This is a genomic window from Pseudoflavonifractor intestinihominis (assembly GCF_040096055.1).
GTDB lineage: Bacteria > Bacillota > Clostridia > Oscillospirales > Oscillospiraceae > Pseudoflavonifractor > Pseudoflavonifractor intestinihominis.
On sequence record NZ_JBBMFK010000005.1, the window covers coordinates 40,865 to 55,818 of the forward strand.

Annotated in this window: 12 protein-coding genes and 1 pseudogene; 2 read left to right on the top strand and 11 right to left on the bottom strand. The window is 65.0% G+C overall.

The annotated features are described in order from the left end of the window. Positions 1 to 47 precede the first annotated feature (47 nt). The 8 genes and pseudogenes from glgD to WMO64_RS04485 form a co-directional block, all read right to left on the bottom strand. Entirely contained in the window at positions 48 to 1,166 is a 1,119-nt protein-coding gene (gene glgD / locus WMO64_RS04450; RefSeq protein ID WP_294521682.1) for a glucose-1-phosphate adenylyltransferase subunit GlgD, read from the bottom strand. Beyond that, on the bottom strand, positions 1,163 to 2,377 hold the full coding sequence (locus WMO64_RS04455; RefSeq protein WP_349231146.1) for a glucose-1-phosphate adenylyltransferase: 1,215 nt from the start codon (positions 2,375 to 2,377) through the stop codon (positions 1,163 to 1,165). Before WMO64_RS04455 ends, glgD begins: the two co-directional genes overlap by 4 nt. A gap of 92 nt (positions 2,378 to 2,469) precedes the next feature. Beyond that, positions 2,470 to 4,470 carry a 1,4-alpha-glucan branching protein GlgB gene (gene glgB / locus WMO64_RS04460; RefSeq protein WP_349231147.1) on the bottom strand — a complete coding sequence of 667 codons (2,001 nt, stop codon included), beginning with the start codon at positions 4,468 to 4,470 and terminating at the stop codon, positions 2,470 to 2,472. A gap of 226 nt (positions 4,471 to 4,696) precedes the next feature. Then, entirely contained in the window at positions 4,697 to 5,293 is a 597-nt protein-coding gene (locus WMO64_RS04465; RefSeq protein WP_294521689.1) for a helix-turn-helix domain-containing protein, read from the bottom strand. Between the two features lie 99 nt (positions 5,294 to 5,392). Beyond that, positions 5,393 to 5,809 (bottom strand): hypothetical protein, encoded by a 417-nt coding sequence (locus WMO64_RS04470; RefSeq protein WP_349231148.1) that lies wholly within the window; start codon positions 5,807 to 5,809, stop codon positions 5,393 to 5,395. 9 nt (positions 5,810 to 5,818) lie between these two features. Further along, positions 5,819 to 6,649, bottom strand: a pseudogene (locus WMO64_RS17130) (collagen-like domain-containing protein); the annotation flags it as partial. Positions 6,650 to 6,824: 175 nt separating this feature from the next. Continuing rightward, positions 6,825 to 7,358 (bottom strand): pyridoxamine 5'-phosphate oxidase family protein, encoded by a 534-nt coding sequence (locus WMO64_RS04480; protein WP_294521915.1) that lies wholly within the window; start codon positions 7,356 to 7,358, stop codon positions 6,825 to 6,827. 162 nt (positions 7,359 to 7,520) lie between these two features. Further along, positions 7,521 to 8,432 (bottom strand): LysR family transcriptional regulator, encoded by a 912-nt coding sequence (locus WMO64_RS04485; RefSeq protein ID WP_349231150.1) that lies wholly within the window; start codon positions 8,430 to 8,432, stop codon positions 7,521 to 7,523. A 139-nt stretch (positions 8,433 to 8,571) separates the two neighbouring features. On the opposite strand from WMO64_RS04485, the gene WMO64_RS04490 reads away from it, so the two are divergent. Beyond that, positions 8,572 to 10,200 (top strand): FAD-dependent oxidoreductase, encoded by a 1,629-nt coding sequence (locus WMO64_RS04490; RefSeq protein WP_349231151.1) that lies wholly within the window; start codon positions 8,572 to 8,574, stop codon positions 10,198 to 10,200. Positions 10,201 to 10,255: 55 nt separating this feature from the next. Continuing rightward, the gene (locus tag WMO64_RS04495; RefSeq protein WP_349231152.1) at positions 10,256 to 11,206 is read left to right on the top strand and encodes a ferredoxin-like domain-containing protein; all 951 of its coding nucleotides are present in this window, start codon (positions 10,256 to 10,258) and stop codon (positions 11,204 to 11,206) included. A gap of 68 nt (positions 11,207 to 11,274) precedes the next feature. Here WMO64_RS04495 and WMO64_RS04500 read toward each other — a convergent pair whose 3' ends face one another. From WMO64_RS04500 to WMO64_RS04510, 3 genes are all read right to left on the bottom strand, one after another. Further along, positions 11,275 to 11,652: a metallopeptidase family protein gene (locus WMO64_RS04500; RefSeq protein WP_349231153.1), complete on the bottom strand. Its 378-nt coding sequence runs from the start codon at positions 11,650 to 11,652 to the stop codon at positions 11,275 to 11,277. A 9-nt stretch (positions 11,653 to 11,661) separates the two neighbouring features. Further along, positions 11,662 to 12,585: a helix-turn-helix transcriptional regulator gene (locus tag WMO64_RS04505; RefSeq protein ID WP_349231154.1), complete on the bottom strand. Its 924-nt coding sequence runs from the start codon at positions 12,583 to 12,585 to the stop codon at positions 11,662 to 11,664. A 119-nt stretch (positions 12,586 to 12,704) separates the two neighbouring features. Next, positions 12,705 to 14,867 (bottom strand): Tex family protein, encoded by a 2,163-nt coding sequence (locus WMO64_RS04510; protein ID WP_349231155.1) that lies wholly within the window; start codon positions 14,865 to 14,867, stop codon positions 12,705 to 12,707. Positions 14,868 to 14,954 lie beyond the last annotated feature (87 nt).

The window sequence follows — 14,954 nt, forward strand, 5'->3', positions numbered from 1 at the left end:
CCGGCCCCGTCTCTCGCGGTCTCGGCGGTCGCCGTCCGCCGGTCAGATTATACAGTTTCGTCCTTGGCGATGGCCAGAGGATAGGTCTCGTGGCCCATGAGCATCCGGCCCGGGTTGACGTGGACGTTCTTGTCGGTGATGGTGTACTTGAGGACAGCGCCCTGCTGGATGGTGGTGCCCTGCATCAGGATGCAGTTCTCCACCAGAGCGCCCTCCTCCACCCGCACGCCGCGGAAGAGGATGGAGTTGCGCACCGTGCCCTCGATGATGCAGCCGTCGGCCACCAGGGAGTTGACCGAGCTGCCCTGCTCCCCGTAGTAGGTGGAGGGGTTGGACTGGTCCTTGGTCTTGACGGGGCGGTCGGGCACAAACAGGTCGGCCCGGACCTCGGGCTTGAGCAGCTCCATGCTGCGGGCGAAGTAGCCGGGGACAGACTGGAGCCGGGCGGCGTAGCCGTCGAAGATGTAGGGGACGATCTTCAGAGAGTGGACCATGGACTGGAGCACACCCTGGCTGAAGGAGGGGATATTGTGGGCGGCGCAGTGATCCACCAGGGAGAGCAGCAGGCTCTTGGAGAGGATATACACCTCCAGGGACTCGCAGCCCACCGGGGCATAGGGATGGACGGACACGTCGGTCACCCGGCCGTCGGCGCCGATGGTGAAGTAGTCGGAGGACTTGGGATCGCCCTTGGGGTTGCGGGTGCACACGGCGGTGATGTCGGCGCCGCTCTTGATGTGCTGCTGATAGATCTCACGCATGGGCAGGTTGACGGCGATATCGCCGCCGGCCAGCACCACGTGCTCCTGCTTGATGTTCTTCAGGTAGGAGTAGACGCCCTCCAGGGCATCCATACGGCCACGGCACACGCCGCCCCGCTGCTTGTTGGCATAGCCGAAGGGGGGCAGGATGCGCAGGCCGCCGTGCTTGCGGGACAGGTCCCAGTCCTTGCCGGAGCCCAGGTGGTCCAGCAGAGACTGATAGTTGGCGTGGACGATGATGCCCACGTCGGCAATGCCGGCGTTGACGAAGTTGGAGAGCATGAAGTCGATGATACGGTAGCGGCCGCCGTAGGGGACGGAGCAGGTGTTACGCACCTGGGTCAGCTCCCGCAGGTCGGCGTTGGAGCGGTACGCGAAAATGATGCCATGCAGCTTGTTCATCATTTCGCAGCACCCCCTTTCACATTACGGGTAATCATGGCGTTGGCGGGCACGACGGCGCCGTCGCCCACCTCGATGTCCTGGGCCACCACAGTGATGCCCCAGTCCCCGGGCTCGCCGCTGGGAGGCGGCGTGCCCACGGTGGCGTCGCGGCCGATGACCGCATTCTCCGCCACAATGGCGTAGTCCACAGTGGCGCCGGCCTTGACCACGGTGCCGGGCATCAGGATGGAGTAGCGCACGGTGGCGCCGGGCTCCACGGTGACGGAGTGGAAGAGCACCGAGTTCTCAACCTTGCCGTACACCTCGCAGCCGCCGGTGACCATGGAGTGGGTGATCTTGGCGTCGGGGCCGGTGAAGTGAGGGGGCTTCGTTGGCGACCGGGCATAGATGGGCCAGCTGGGATCGTAGGGGTCGATGCCCGTGCCGATGGACAGCATGTCCATGTTGGCATCCCACAGGGAGTTGATGGTGCCCACGTCCTTCCAGTAGCCCTTGAAGCGGTAGGCGGCCATCTTCTCGCCGGCGCCCAGCATGGCGGGAATGACGTCGTGGCCGAAGTCGTTGGAGGAGTCGGGGTTGGCCTCGTCGGCGATGAGGTAGTCACGCAGCTTGGACCAGGTGAAGATGTAGATGCCCATGGAGGCCAGGTTGCTCTTGGGCTCCTTGGGCTTCTCCTGGAACTCGTAGATGTTGTCCTCCTCGTCCACGTTCATGATGCCGAAACGGCTGGCCTCCTCAATGGGAACCTCCAGCACGGAGATGGTGCAGGCCGAGCCCTTGGCCTTGTGGTAGGCCAGCATGGCGCCGTAGTCCATCTTGTAGATGTGGTCGCCGGAGAGGATCAGCACATAGTCGGGATCATACAGCTGCAGGAAGCCGATGTTCTGATAGATGGCGTTGGCGGTACCCTTGTACCAGGTGCCGTAAGCGCCCTCCCGGACGTAGGGCGGCAGCACGTGCACGCCGCCGTCGGACCGGTCCAGGTCCCAGGGCTGGCCGTTGCCCAGGTAGGCGTTGAGCTCCAGGGGCTGATACTGAGTCAGCACGCCCACGGTGTCAATGCCGGAGTTGATGCAGTTGGAGAGAGGGAAATCGATGATGCGGTACTTTCCTCCGAAGGGGACGGCGGGTTTTGCTACGTGGCTGGTCAGGGCGTAGAGACGGCTGCCCTGTCCACCGGCCAGCAACATAGCGACACATTCCTTTTTCATTCCTAACACCTCTGCTTATTTGGTGGTAATGCGCTGGATGTATAACTTTCCGCCAGGGCGGCACGGCTGGGGCAGGCCGTCCCGGAGAAAAATCAGGATTTTTTGGCCGTGGAGCGCTTCTTGCCCACGGGGGTCAGCTTGACGGTGCCGGCCGTCTTGGCTGTCTTCTTCTTGAGGGCGGGCTTCTTCCGGGTGCACCGGTAGATCACGCCGCTCATGGGGGGGATGTCGATGACCAGGGACTGGTCCTGGCCGTGCATGGGGATATCCTCGGAGCTCAGGGGCTCCTTGTCGCCCAGACCGGAGCCGCCGAAGCGCTCGTCGTCGGAGTTGAACACACACTGATAGGTGCCCCGGTAGGGGACGCCCAGCCGGTAGCCGGGCCGGTGGACCGGGGAGAAGTTGCACACAGCCAGGATAAAGTCGCCCTTGCTGTCCTTCCGCAGGAAGGAGGCGCAGTTGTTCTGGTTGTCGTCGGCACAGATCCACTGGAAGCCCTCCCAGGAGAAGTCCAGGTCCCACATGGGCTTGTTCTCCAGGTAGAAGGCGTTGGCCGCCTGGAAGAAGGCCTTGATGTCCTGGTTCTCCTTGTTCTCCAGCAGGTGCCAGTCCAGGGAGTACTCGTAGTGCCACTCGTTCCACTGGCCGAATTCGCTGCCCATCATCAGCAGCTTCTTGCCGGGGTGGGTGAGCATGTAGGTGTAGAAGGCCCGGACGCCGGCGAATTTCTCCTCGTAGGGGCCGGGGATCTTGTTGAGGAAGGAGCCCTTCATGTGCACCACCTCGTCGTGGGACAGGGGCAGGATGAAGTTCTCCGAGAAAGCGTACATCAGCGAGAAGGTGATGTCCTTGTGGTTGAACTGCCGGAAGTAGGGGTCCAGCTTCATGTAATGGGTGATGTCGTTCATCCAGCCCATGTTCCACTTCAGGTTGAAGCCCAGGCCGCCCTCGTCCACCGGGTGGGACACCAGGGGCCAGGCGGTGGACTCCTCGGCGATCATCAGCACGTCGGGGTGGGGGACAAAGATGTGGGTGTTGAGGGTGCGCAGGAAGTCGATGGCCTCCAGATTCTCGTGGCCGCCGTACTTGTTGGGCACCCACTCGCCGCTCTGGCGGCTGTAGTCCAGGTAGAGCATGGAGGCCACGGCGTCCACCCGCAGGCCGTCGATGTGGTACTGCTCCAGCCAGAAGAGGGCGGAGGAGAACAGGAAGGAGCGGACTTCCTTCTTGTCGTAGTCAAACACCCTGGTGCCCCAGTCGGCGTGTTCGCCCTTTCGGGGGTCGGCATACTCGTAGCAGGGCTCGCCGTCAAACTCGTACAGGCCGAAGGCGTCCTTGGGGAAGTGGGCGGGCACCCAATCCAGAATCACGCCGATGCCGGCCTGGTGGAGCTGGTCGATGAGGTACATCAGGTCGTGGGGGATGCCGAACCGGCTGGTGGCGGCAAAGTAGCCGGTGCACTGGTAGCCCCAGGAGGCGTCCAGAGGGTGCTCGGTGATGGGCATCATCTCCACGTGGGTGAAGCCCATCTCTTTCACATAGGGCACCAGCCAGCACGCGATGTCCCGGTAGCTGAGGAACTCGCCCTCGCCGGTGCGGCGCCAGGAGCCCAGGTGCATCTCGTAGATATTCAGCGGACTGTGGTAGACCGGATGGCTCTTCCGGTACTCCAGCCACTTCTGGTCGCCCCACTGATAGCCGGACAGGTCGTAGAGCTTGGAGGCGTTGCCGGGACGGGTCTCGGCGTGGAAGGCGTAGGGGTCGGACTTGGCCAGCACCCGGCCGTCCCGGGCGTGGACCGCGTACTTATATGTATCGTACTGCTTCATGCCCGGGATGAACAGCTCCCACACGCCGCCGTCCAGGCGGTTCATGGGGTGGGACTCCTCACTCCAGCCGTTGAAGTCGCCCATCACGGACACGCCCCTGGCGTGGGGCGCCCACACGCGGAAGACATAGCCGTCCTGCCCGTCCACACTGGCGGGGTGGGCGCCCAAATAGTCCTGGGTGTGGCAGTTATCCCCCTGCAAAAAATGAAAAAGCGGTGTATCAGGTTGCTGGGGGGCCGGGGTAGATTGATCCGTGCGGGTCATAGGGAACACCTCCAGAGAATTGGAAAAAAGTTACAAAAAAGAAGACAAATGAGCGGTTTTGATTGTCGAATTGACACAATTGACTGTTTTTAACGGAACTTATTTGTATAAATTATACAACAATACGGGGTATCAGTCAAGGGTGGAACTGGTAAAAACTAAATAAGGTGTGAAACCCGCCTGCAAACAGGGGAAATGGGCACAAAAAAGGCAGACGGATTTCAGATCAATCCGTCTGCTCGCCGGAGGCGGCCTGGTGGTTCTGCTCCATGGCCTCAAAAGCGCGGAGAAAAGCCGCCCGCTGCTGGGCATAGCCCTCCTCCCCCAGACGGGTGAGGCAGGTCCCCAGGATCAGGGACAGCTCGGCGGAAAGCCAGGCGCTGCCGTACATGCCCTCCTGATTGTAATACTGGGCGTTCTCCGCCAGCTCTCTGGCCTCCACCAGGCGGCCTGCGTCCAGGGCCTCCCGGGCGGCGGCGGCACCGGCCAGAGCGTGGAGCAGATAGCCCTCGTCCGTGGTGCCCGCCTTGTTGTCCGCCTCCAGAGCGGTGAGGCAGTCGTTCCAGCGGTGCTCCCGGTAGGCGGCGCGGGCCTCGTCCAGACCGTCGGGGGCGGTGCCGTCGGACACCGGTGCGCCGGAGAGAAAATATCCGGTGGGAAAGCCCAGGGCCCCGGCCAGATACTCCAGGGTGCGCACGGAGGGAATGGCGCTGTCATTTTCGATTTTGGAGAGCATATTGCGGGTGATATAGTCCCCGACCAGCTCTTTTTGGGTCATTCCCTTGCTCTGGCGGGCCTCGCGGATCTTCTGGCCAAGGGTCATGGCTGGTCCCTCCCTGCGTAACTGAGATTTACTCCTCTGTCATTGTAGCAGGTATGGAGACAATTTACAATTGAAAAATGGCGGACAGGCCTGGAAAATTCAGGGCAGAGGGAAGGGGCCCGCCAGCGTCAGGGTGAGGAAGGCGTTGGAGTAGGCGGGGGTGGCGGGGAGGGAGACCGGGGTGTTGTTGTCGGCGGAGTCCACGTGGATGCCCACAAGAAAGGTGGGCAGCAGGGGCACGGCGATGGTGCGGCTCACCAGTACGCCGTTGGCCAGGGGGGTGCGGGCCCAGGAGAGATAGCCGCCGGGGGTGATGCCGATGGTGATATAGTGGGGCAGGTCGGTGTTGGACAGGGCGCCGAAGCTGATGAGGTAGAGCCCGGCGGTCTGGATGACAGCGTACTGGCCGTTGGCGCTCTGAGTGATGCCCTTGCCGTTGAACTGGTCGAAGGTGATGGAGCCGTAGCGGGGGGTATAGAAGGTCTGGGCTGCGCTGCTGGAGAAATTGCCGTACACGGCGGGCTGTGTGGGGCCTGTGGCGCCGGTAGCACCGGTCGCACCGGTGGGTCCAGCCTGGCCGTCCTGTCCGTCCGCACCCGCAGGCCCTGTGGGACCGGTTGGCCCTGTGGGTCCCGTGGCCCCCGGAGCGCCGTTCTCACCTGCGGGTCCTGTGGGTCCGGTCGCCCCTGTCGGTCCTGCGGGCCCGGGCTCTCCTGCAGGCCCGGTGGGCCCTGTGGCCCCCGGAGCGCCGTTCTCACCTGCGGGTCCTGTGGGTCCGGTCGCCCCTGTCGGTCCTGCGGGCCCGGGCTCTCCTGCAGGCCCGGTGGGCCCTGTGGCCCCCGGAGCGCCGTTCTCACCTGCGGGTCCTGTGGGTCCGGTCGCCCCTGTCGGCCCTGCGGGCCCTGGGTCTCCTGCCGGACCGGTGGGCCCCAGAGCGCCGTTCTCGCCTGCGGGTCCTGTGGGTCCGGTCGCCCCTGTCGGTCCTGCGGGCCCGGGCTCTCCTGCAGGCCCGGTGGGCCCTGTGGCCCCCGGAGCGCCGTTCTCGCCTGCGGGTCCTGTGGGCCCGGTCGCCCCTGTCGGCCCTGCGGGCCCGGGGTCTCCTGCCGGACCTGTGGGCCCCGTGGCCCCCGGAGCGCCATTCTCGCCTGCGGGCCCTGTGGGTCCGGTCGCCCCTGTCGGCCCTGCGGGCCCGGGGTCTCCTGCCGGGCCTGTGGGCCCCGTGGCCCCCGGAGCGCCGTTTTCGCCTGCGGGTCCTGTGGGGCCGGTCGCCCCTGTGGGTCCTGCGGGCCCGGAATCTCCTGCCGGGCCTGTGGGTCCAGTGGGCCCCGTAGGGCCGGGGATGGGGCATACGGTCACAGTGGACCAGGGACAGAAGGGGCGGCGGGGATCGGGATTGCCGGAAAAGTTGTTCATAGTCAAAACCTCCGCCCCAGTATATGACAGGGCGGAGGCGCGGGAGAAAAGAGCCGCCCCTGTGCCGAGAAGCCTCGGACAGGGGCGGCAGCTCTTCTGCTTTTCAGTTGGGATGGGCTCAGCCCACGGGCAGCACTTCCACGATGCGGCACACCACGGAGTTCTCGGTGATGCGGTCGTTGTTGGCCATCAGGTCGGCCAGGACGTCCTGGTCCTCCTCCAGCTCCAGCTTGACCACAGCGCCCTGGTGGCGCTCCTCCTTGGTCTCGGCGGCGGTGTTGGGGATGTCGAACACCATCTTGGCCACCTTGTCCCGGAGCAGGTTGGTCTTGGTGGCGTTGTCGGCAAAGCCGAAGACGATGTGGCTGTCGTCACCGGCGGCGCCGGGGGTGAAGATGGCGATGTTGGGGGTGCCGTCGGCGTTGACGGTGGACACCACGGACACGCCGCTGTAGGCGGCGATGGCGTCCAGCAGCTCCTGCTGGCTCATGTTGCCGTACAGGCCGGTGGTGACGGAGGCGGTGGTGACGGCGTCGGCGTTGCCGTCGGTGGGAGCGGGGGAGCTTTCGCCGGCGTCGGGCTGGCTGCAGGCGGTGAGGCTGAGGGCCATTACGCCGGCCAGGGCGGCAAGGACAAGCGCGTTCTTTTTCATGGTGGGACTCCTTCCTTTTCAATCACAGATAGAATCGTTTCCTTGTTAAACGATGGTATTCTATCGTATTGTCAGGAATTTGTCAAAGGTCAAATGTACAAAATGCGCATGAATATATAGACCAAATACTGGCGATAGGGAAAATTGACAGAGAAGTTGCGCTCATATCTGCCCCTCCATGGGACAGGGGGCGCCGTAGGAGGAGTAGGAGGCGGCAATGTCCAGGAAGCGGCGGAGGGTGTCGCTGATAACCTTGTTGCGGTGGTAGCACAGCAGGAAGGAGCGCTGCCACACGCAGCCCTCCACGTTGACCCGCCGCAGCTCGCCCCGGGCCAGTTCGCCGCTGACCAGCCGGGCGGAGAGGACGGCCAGCCCGTACCCCCGCATGACGGCCTGCTTGATGGCGGTGGCGCTGCTGCACTCCCACCTGATGTTCAGGGGCAGGCGGCGGGCCATAAAGGACTCGAAGAGGGCGCGGGTGCCGCTGCCCTGTTCCCGGAGGATAAAGGGCTGTCCGGCCAGCTCCTCCGGCTCCACCGCCTTCCGGGCGGCAAAGGGGTGGTCGGGCGCGCAGACCAGGATGAGGCAGTCGCTGATGATGGGGGAGGAGAGGATCTCCTCCCGGTGGATGATGCCCTCCACAATGGCGGCGTCCAGCTCGTTCTGGAGGAGCTTGCCCTCAATGGTGCGGGTGTTGTCCACCTGGACCGACAGGTCCACGTTGGGCCGGACCGACCGCAGCTCGTCCAGGATGGGGCAGAGCACCGTGCTGCCCACGGTGAGGGTGGCGCCCACCCGGAGGGCGGGCCGCTCTCCCTCGCCCTTCATGACCTCGTCCAGCCGGTCGAAGGCCTCCACCGCCAGAAGGGCCTGGGCCCGGAGGGTGCGGCCTGCCTCGGTGAGAAAGAGCTCCTTGGGGTAGCGCTCAAACAGCCGGGCCTTGTACATCTTCTCCAGCTCGCCGATGGTCTGGGAGACCGTGGGCTGGGACACGTAGAGCCGGGCGGCCGCCTCGCTCATATTCCGGGTCTCGGCCACGGTGAGAAAGATTTTCAGATGGCGGATGGTGATCAATTGTGCCCCCTCCTTTGACGGTATCGGTTTTTCTGATTGCCTGTATCCAATTTTACTATTTTACCAATAGCAGAACAAGTGATAAAATAAAAACAATGCGTGAAAGGCGGGTCAGCCGCCGGAAAGGATGGATATTCCAATGAAAATTTTGGTTATCGGCGGCGTGGCTGCGGGCACGAAGACAGCCGCCAAGCTCAAGCGCGAGGACCCCACAGCGGAAGTGACCATTCTCAACAAGGGCGAGGACATCTCCTACGCCGGCTGCGGCCTGCCCTACTACGTGGGCGGCGTCATCGCCGACCGGAGTGCCCTGATCGTCAACACCCCCGCCAAGTTTGAGAAGCTCACCGGCGTGGCGGTGAAGTGCGGCGTGGAGGCCGTGGCCCTGGACCGCGCTGCCAAGACCGTCACCGCCAAGAACCTCTCCGACGGCAGCGAGAGCGTGTACAGCTACGACAAGCTGGTGCTGGCTGTGGGCGCGTCCCCCGTGGCCCCTCCCATTGAGGGCGTGAACCTGAAGAACGTGTTCTTCCTCCGCACCCCTGAGGACGCCGTGGCCCTGCGCCAGGCCGCCGAGAGCGGCGAGGTCCGCCGGGCCGTGGTGGTGGGCGGCGGCTACATCGGCCTGGAGGCTGCGGAGAACCTGGCCTCCCGGGATATCCGCACCACCGTGCTGGAGATGGCCCCCCAGATCCTCCCCGGCTTTGACCAGGAGATGGCCGCCTGGGCCGAGGACCGCCTGGCCGACCAGGACATCATGGTCTTCACCAACGAGCGGGTCACCGCCATCACCGGCGAGGAGAAGGTGGAGAAGGTCCTGTGCGAGAACCGGAAGATGAAGGCCGACCTGGTGGTGCTGTCCACCGGCATCCGGCCCAACACCAAGTGGCTCATGGACAGCGGCCTGGACATGGTGAAGGGCACCCTGCTCACCGACCTCCACGGCCAGACCAATGACCCGGCCATCTGGGCCGTGGGCGACTGCGCCATGGTCCACAACCTGATCACCGGCGCCCCCGCCTGGTCCCCCATGGGCTCCACCGCCAACATCGCCGGCCGCAGCGCCGCCGTGAACCTGGCGGGCGGCGAGAGCGAGTACCTGGGCGTGCTGGGCACCGCCGTGTGCAAGCTGCCCGGCCTCAACGCCGGCCGCACCGGCATGAGCGTGGCCCAGGCCGCCGCCGCCGGCATCGACGCCGAGAGCGTGGTGTGCGTGCTGGACGACAAGGCCCACTATTACCCCGGCTCCGGCGAGTTTATCATCAAGCTGGTGGCCGCCCGTGAGGACCAGCGGCTGCTGGGCATCCAGGTGCTGGGCAAGGGCGCCGTGGATAAGATGGTGGATATTGCAGTCACCGCCATCACCATGAAGGCCCGCCTGGCCGACCTGGCCAATATGGATATGGCCTACGCGCCCCCCTTCTCCACCGCCATCCACCCCTTTGTGGCCGCGGTGCAGATCCTGCTCAACAAGCTCTCCGGCAAGCTGGTGAGCATGGGCCCCGCCGACTTCCAGGCCGGCAAGGCCGAGGGCTACCGCATCCTGGACGTGGGCATGGCCCCCGCCGTCACCGGCGCCCCCTACCTGGACTTCACCGCCCTGCCCGCCGGGCTGGAGGGCATCGGCAAGGACGAGAAGCTCCTGCTGGTGTGCGCCAAGGGCAAGCGGGCCTACCTGACCCAGAACCGGCTGCGCGCCCTGGGCTATGCCAACACCGTGGTGCTGGAGGGAGGCACCACCGTCAACGGCACCGAGCTGGTGAAGTAATCGAGATACGTTCTGCGCTGAGACATAAAATTATACATAAGGAGAGGTAACAATTATGGCCTGCACCATCAGCCCTGAGGATATCAAGCGGGTGAAAGCCCTGGGCTTTCTCAACAACAAGGGAACCGACTGCTTCAATGCGCGCATCATCACCGTAAACGGCAAGATCACCGCCAAGCAGAACCAGACCATCGCCGAGGCCGCCGAGAAGTTCGGCAACGGCACCGTGGCCTTCACCACCCGCCTGACCGTGGAGGTCCCCGGCGTCCACTATGACAACATTGAGCCCTTCCGGGCCTACATCGCCCAGGCCGGCCTGGAGACCGGCGGCACTGGCTCCAAGGTCCGCCCCGTGGTGTCCTGCAAGGGCACCACCTGCCAGTACGGCCTCCACGATACCTTCGCCCTCTCCGAGGAGATCCACGAGCGGTTCTACAAGGGCTACCGCAATGTCCGCCTGCCCCACAAGTTCAAGATTGCCGTGGGCGGCTGCCCCAACAACTGCGTCAAGCCCGACCTGAACGACCTGGGCATCATCGGCCAGATGATCCCCAACTTCGACCCCGAGGAGTGCAACGGCTGCAAGAAGTGCGGCGTGGCCCAGGTGTGCCCCATGGGCGCGGCCAAGCTGGAGGACGGCGAGCTGACCATTGACAAGGACGTCTGCAACAACTGCGGCCGCTGCATCGACAAGTGCCACTTTGACGCCATGGACGGCGGCACCTTTGCCTACAAGATCTACATCGGCGGCCGCTGGGGCAAGCACACCGCCACCGGCCGGCCCCTCAGCAAGCTGATCTCCACCAAGGAGGAGGCCCTGAGCATCATCGAGAAGGCCATCCTCCTGTTCCGGGAGCAGGGCAAGACCGGTGAGCGCTTTGCCGACACCATCGAGCGCCTGGGCTTTGACCACGTGGAGAAGGAGCTCCTCTCCGACGACATCCTCTCCCGCAAGCAGGCCATTCTGGACGCCCAGCTGCACATCACCGGCGGCGCCACCTGCTGAGCCAACACCCAATCAACACAAGGACCGCCCTCCGGCACTACCGGAGGGCGGTCTGTCTCTTTATGGGATTATTCGGGCTCCAGGCCGTCCCGCCAGGCCTCCAGAAAGGCCTCGTCCTTCCGGTCCAGGCCGTGCTCGCCGGCCAGACCCTCGATGTGGTGGGTGAACTCGTGGGCCAGAGTGGTGTAGAGCTCCTCCTCCCAGTCCTCCTCGGTCCAGTTCTCCTTGGCCGCCAGGGCGGCAAAGGAGCCGTAGTACAGGAGGATGTACCGGCCCATCTGGTCGTCGCAGTACTCGCCCAGAATGTACATCTCCCCCGGCGGGAACTCCGGGTCCGGCTTCTCGTCTGGCAGCAGGGAGATGCCGCCGTTGAGGTCGGTGTAAAACGCCTCGGGGAACTCCTCCGCCATCTGGTCCAGCAGATCGCCAGCTTCATCAAAAGTCATGCGTATTCCTCATTTCTTGGCTGTTCCGCTCACCATACCGCAGAGGAGTCCACCCACCGGGAACACCACCCAGGCGGGGTGCCAGGCGTTGAACACAAAGCCCGCCACAAGAAAGATGATGGTGGCGGCGGACATGATGAAGCCGCACCGGCGGTCGGCGGCCTCATTGGGCTTGTACTCATAGCTGCCGGTCTCGGCGGCGGCGACGCTGCCGTGGTACTTGCTGTGCTCAATGCCCAGGTAGACCAGGACCGCCACCGCAGCGGCCACCACCAGGAAGAACACCGTGCAGGCCGCCGCGCCGCCGCTGGGCTGGGACTGCCACAGGACGGACAGCCCGATCAGCAGGGCCACCGCCACCAGAATGGCGGCCACTGCCGCGGCGATGCCTGCCCGGAACACCTTGCGGAAGGCGGCTATGGCGTCGGCGTTGTAGAAGGGCGGGATGTCCGGGTGGGCCTTGCGGAAGTCGCTGTGGGCGATGCCGCCCCACACGAAGAGAAAGACCGCCGCCGCCACACACAGAAAGAAGGGCAGCACCATCAGGCCGGTGTCTCCCCACTTCAGATAGCCCGCCAGCAGGGCGGCCACGCTGGCCACAGACAGGAACACCCCGGCGGCCATGAGGGCGGAAAAGCGGTCCATGTGCTGGTCGTAGGCCACGAAGAGGGCGAACCGGGCCTCCTCTGCCTCTGTGTCAGGGGCAGGGGGCGGGGGAAAATCCGCCTCGGACAGCTCCTCCCGCATCAGCTGGTCCAGGGTGCAGGAGAGCAGGTCGGCCAGGGTGAGCAGGGTGGCGGCCTCGGGCAGGCTCTGGCCGCTCTCCCACTTGCTCACCGCCTGGCGGCTCACCCCCAGGGCCTCGGCCAGGCCCTCCTGGGTGTACCCGGCCCGGCGGCGGAGGATGGGCAGGTTATGTTCAAAATGAGTCATTTAAATCGGTCACTCCTTTCAGCACCATTTTGCCGGAAGAAGGCCGGTTTTACCACCAACCCGGCGTTTCGGCGGGGATTTTTTTCGCGCAACTTCAGGTTGCGCGGCTGCTTTCGGGCTCAGGAGGGCTTCTTCATGGTGAGGGAGATGCGCTTTTTCTTCTCATCCACTTCCAGCACCCAGACAGTGACGATATCCCCCACGGCGCACACCTCGCTGGGGTGCTTCACCCGGCGGCCCGCTCCCAGCTGGGAGATGTGGACCAGGCCGTCCTGGTGGACGCCGATGTCCACGAACACGCCGAAGTCGATGACGTTGCGCACCGTGCCCGTCAGTTCCATGCCTGGCTTCAGGTCCTTCATCTCCATCACGTCGGTGCGCAGGATGGGCTTGGGCAGCTCGTCGCGGGGGTCCCGGCCCGGCTTCATCAGCTCGCCCACCACGTCCCGCAGGGTGGGCACACCCACGCCGCAGGCCTGGGCGGCCTTCTCCTCGCCGTAGTCCTTCACCCGCTGGGGCAGCTGGGACAGGTTGCCTGCCTTCACGTCGGCCATGCCGTAGCCGCACAGCTCCAGCAGCTTGCCGGCGGCGTCGTAGCTCTCCGGGTGGACGCCGGTGTTGTCCAGCACGTTGGCGCTCTCAGGCACCCGCAGGAAGCCGGCGCACTGCTCAAAGGCCTTGGGGCCCAACTTGGGCACCTTCAGCAGCTGCTTGCGGGAGGTGAAGGCGCCGTTTTCCTCCCGGTACTTGACGATGTTCTTGGCGGTGGTGGTGTTGAGGCCGGCCACCCGGGTGAGCAGGGGGGCGGAGGCGGTGTTCAGGTCGGCGCCCACCGAGTTGACGCAGTCCTCCACCACGCCCGACAGGGTCTCGTCCAGCCGGGCCTGGGGCATGTCGTGCTGGTACTGGCCCACGCCGATGGCCTTGGGGTCGATCTTCACCAGCTCGGCCAGGGGGTCCTGGAGCCGCCGGGCGATAGACACGGCGCTTCTCAGGTTCACGTCGTACTCGGGGAACTCCTCGGCGGCCAGCTTGGACGCGGAGTACACGCTGGCCCCCGCCTCGCTGACGATCATATAGCTCACGCCGCCCCCCAGCCGCTTGATCATCTCCACCGTCATCTGCTCGGTTTCACGGCTGGCGGTGCCGTTGCCGATGGCGATGTGGGCCACGCCGTGCTTGCGGATGAGTTTGGAGAGCACGTCGATGGCCTCCTCCTTCTTCCGCTCGTTGAAGGTGGGGTAGACCACCGCCGTGTCCAGCACCTTGCCGGTGCCGTCCACCACGGCCACCTTGCAGCCGTTGCGGTAGCCCGGGTCCAGGCCCATGGTGACAAAGCCCTTCACCGGAGGCTGCATCAGCAGGGGCTTCAGGTTCAGTCCGAACATCTTGATGGCGCCCTCGTCGGCCTGCTCGGTGAGCAGGTTGCGGATCTCCCGCTCCAGGCTGGGGGAGATGAGCCGGTCGTAGGCGTCCTCGGCGGCGGCGCGGACAAAGGCCATGGAGGGGGCCCCGGGCACCAGCACCGCCCTGCGCACCACGATGAGGGCGGCCGCCCGGTCCATCTCCACCGAGACCTTCAGCACCTCCTCTCGCTCGCCCCGGTTGATGGCCAGGATCTGGTGGCCCATGGCCCGGGAGACCGGGGTCCTGAAGTCGTAGTACAGGCGGTACACCGTGTCCTCGGGCTCCTTGTCCGCCGCCTTGGACACCAGGCTGCCCTTGCTCCGCCACAGCTCCCGCAGGCGCTTGCGCAGGTCCGCGTCGTCGCTGATGGCCTCGGCGATGATGTCGGACGCCCCGGCCAGGGCCTCCTCCACCGAGTTGACCCCCTTCTCCGGGTCCACATAGTCCGCCGCCGCCGTCTCAGGGGCGGGGCAGTCCCTGCCCTGGGCAAAGAGCAGCTGGGCCAGAGGCTCCAGGCCTTTCTCCTTGGCGATGGTGGCCCGAGTGCGGCGCTTGGGCTTGTAGGGGCGGTACAGGTCCTCCACCTCCGCCAGGGTGGCGGCGGCGTCGATGGCGGCGGACAGCTCCTCGGTCAGCTTGCCCTGGCCCTCGATGGAGGCCTTGACCTCCTCCCGCCGCTTGTCCAGGTTGCGCAGGTAGGTCAGGCGGTCGGCCAGGGTGCGGAGGGTGGTGTCGTCCATGGTGCCGTGCATCTCCTTGCGGTACCGGGCGATGAAGGGGATGGTGTTCCCCTCGTCCAGCAGGGTGATGACGTTCTGGACGTGCTCTTCCTTTCGGCCCAGCTCCCGGGCCAGGATCTGAACAATGGTCTCCATTGCAAAACTCCTTTATATCAATACCCGGCGGTGCCGCCGGCAGGCTTGTCCTGTGAGGTATATTTTACGGCATCTCCCCCCGGAAGT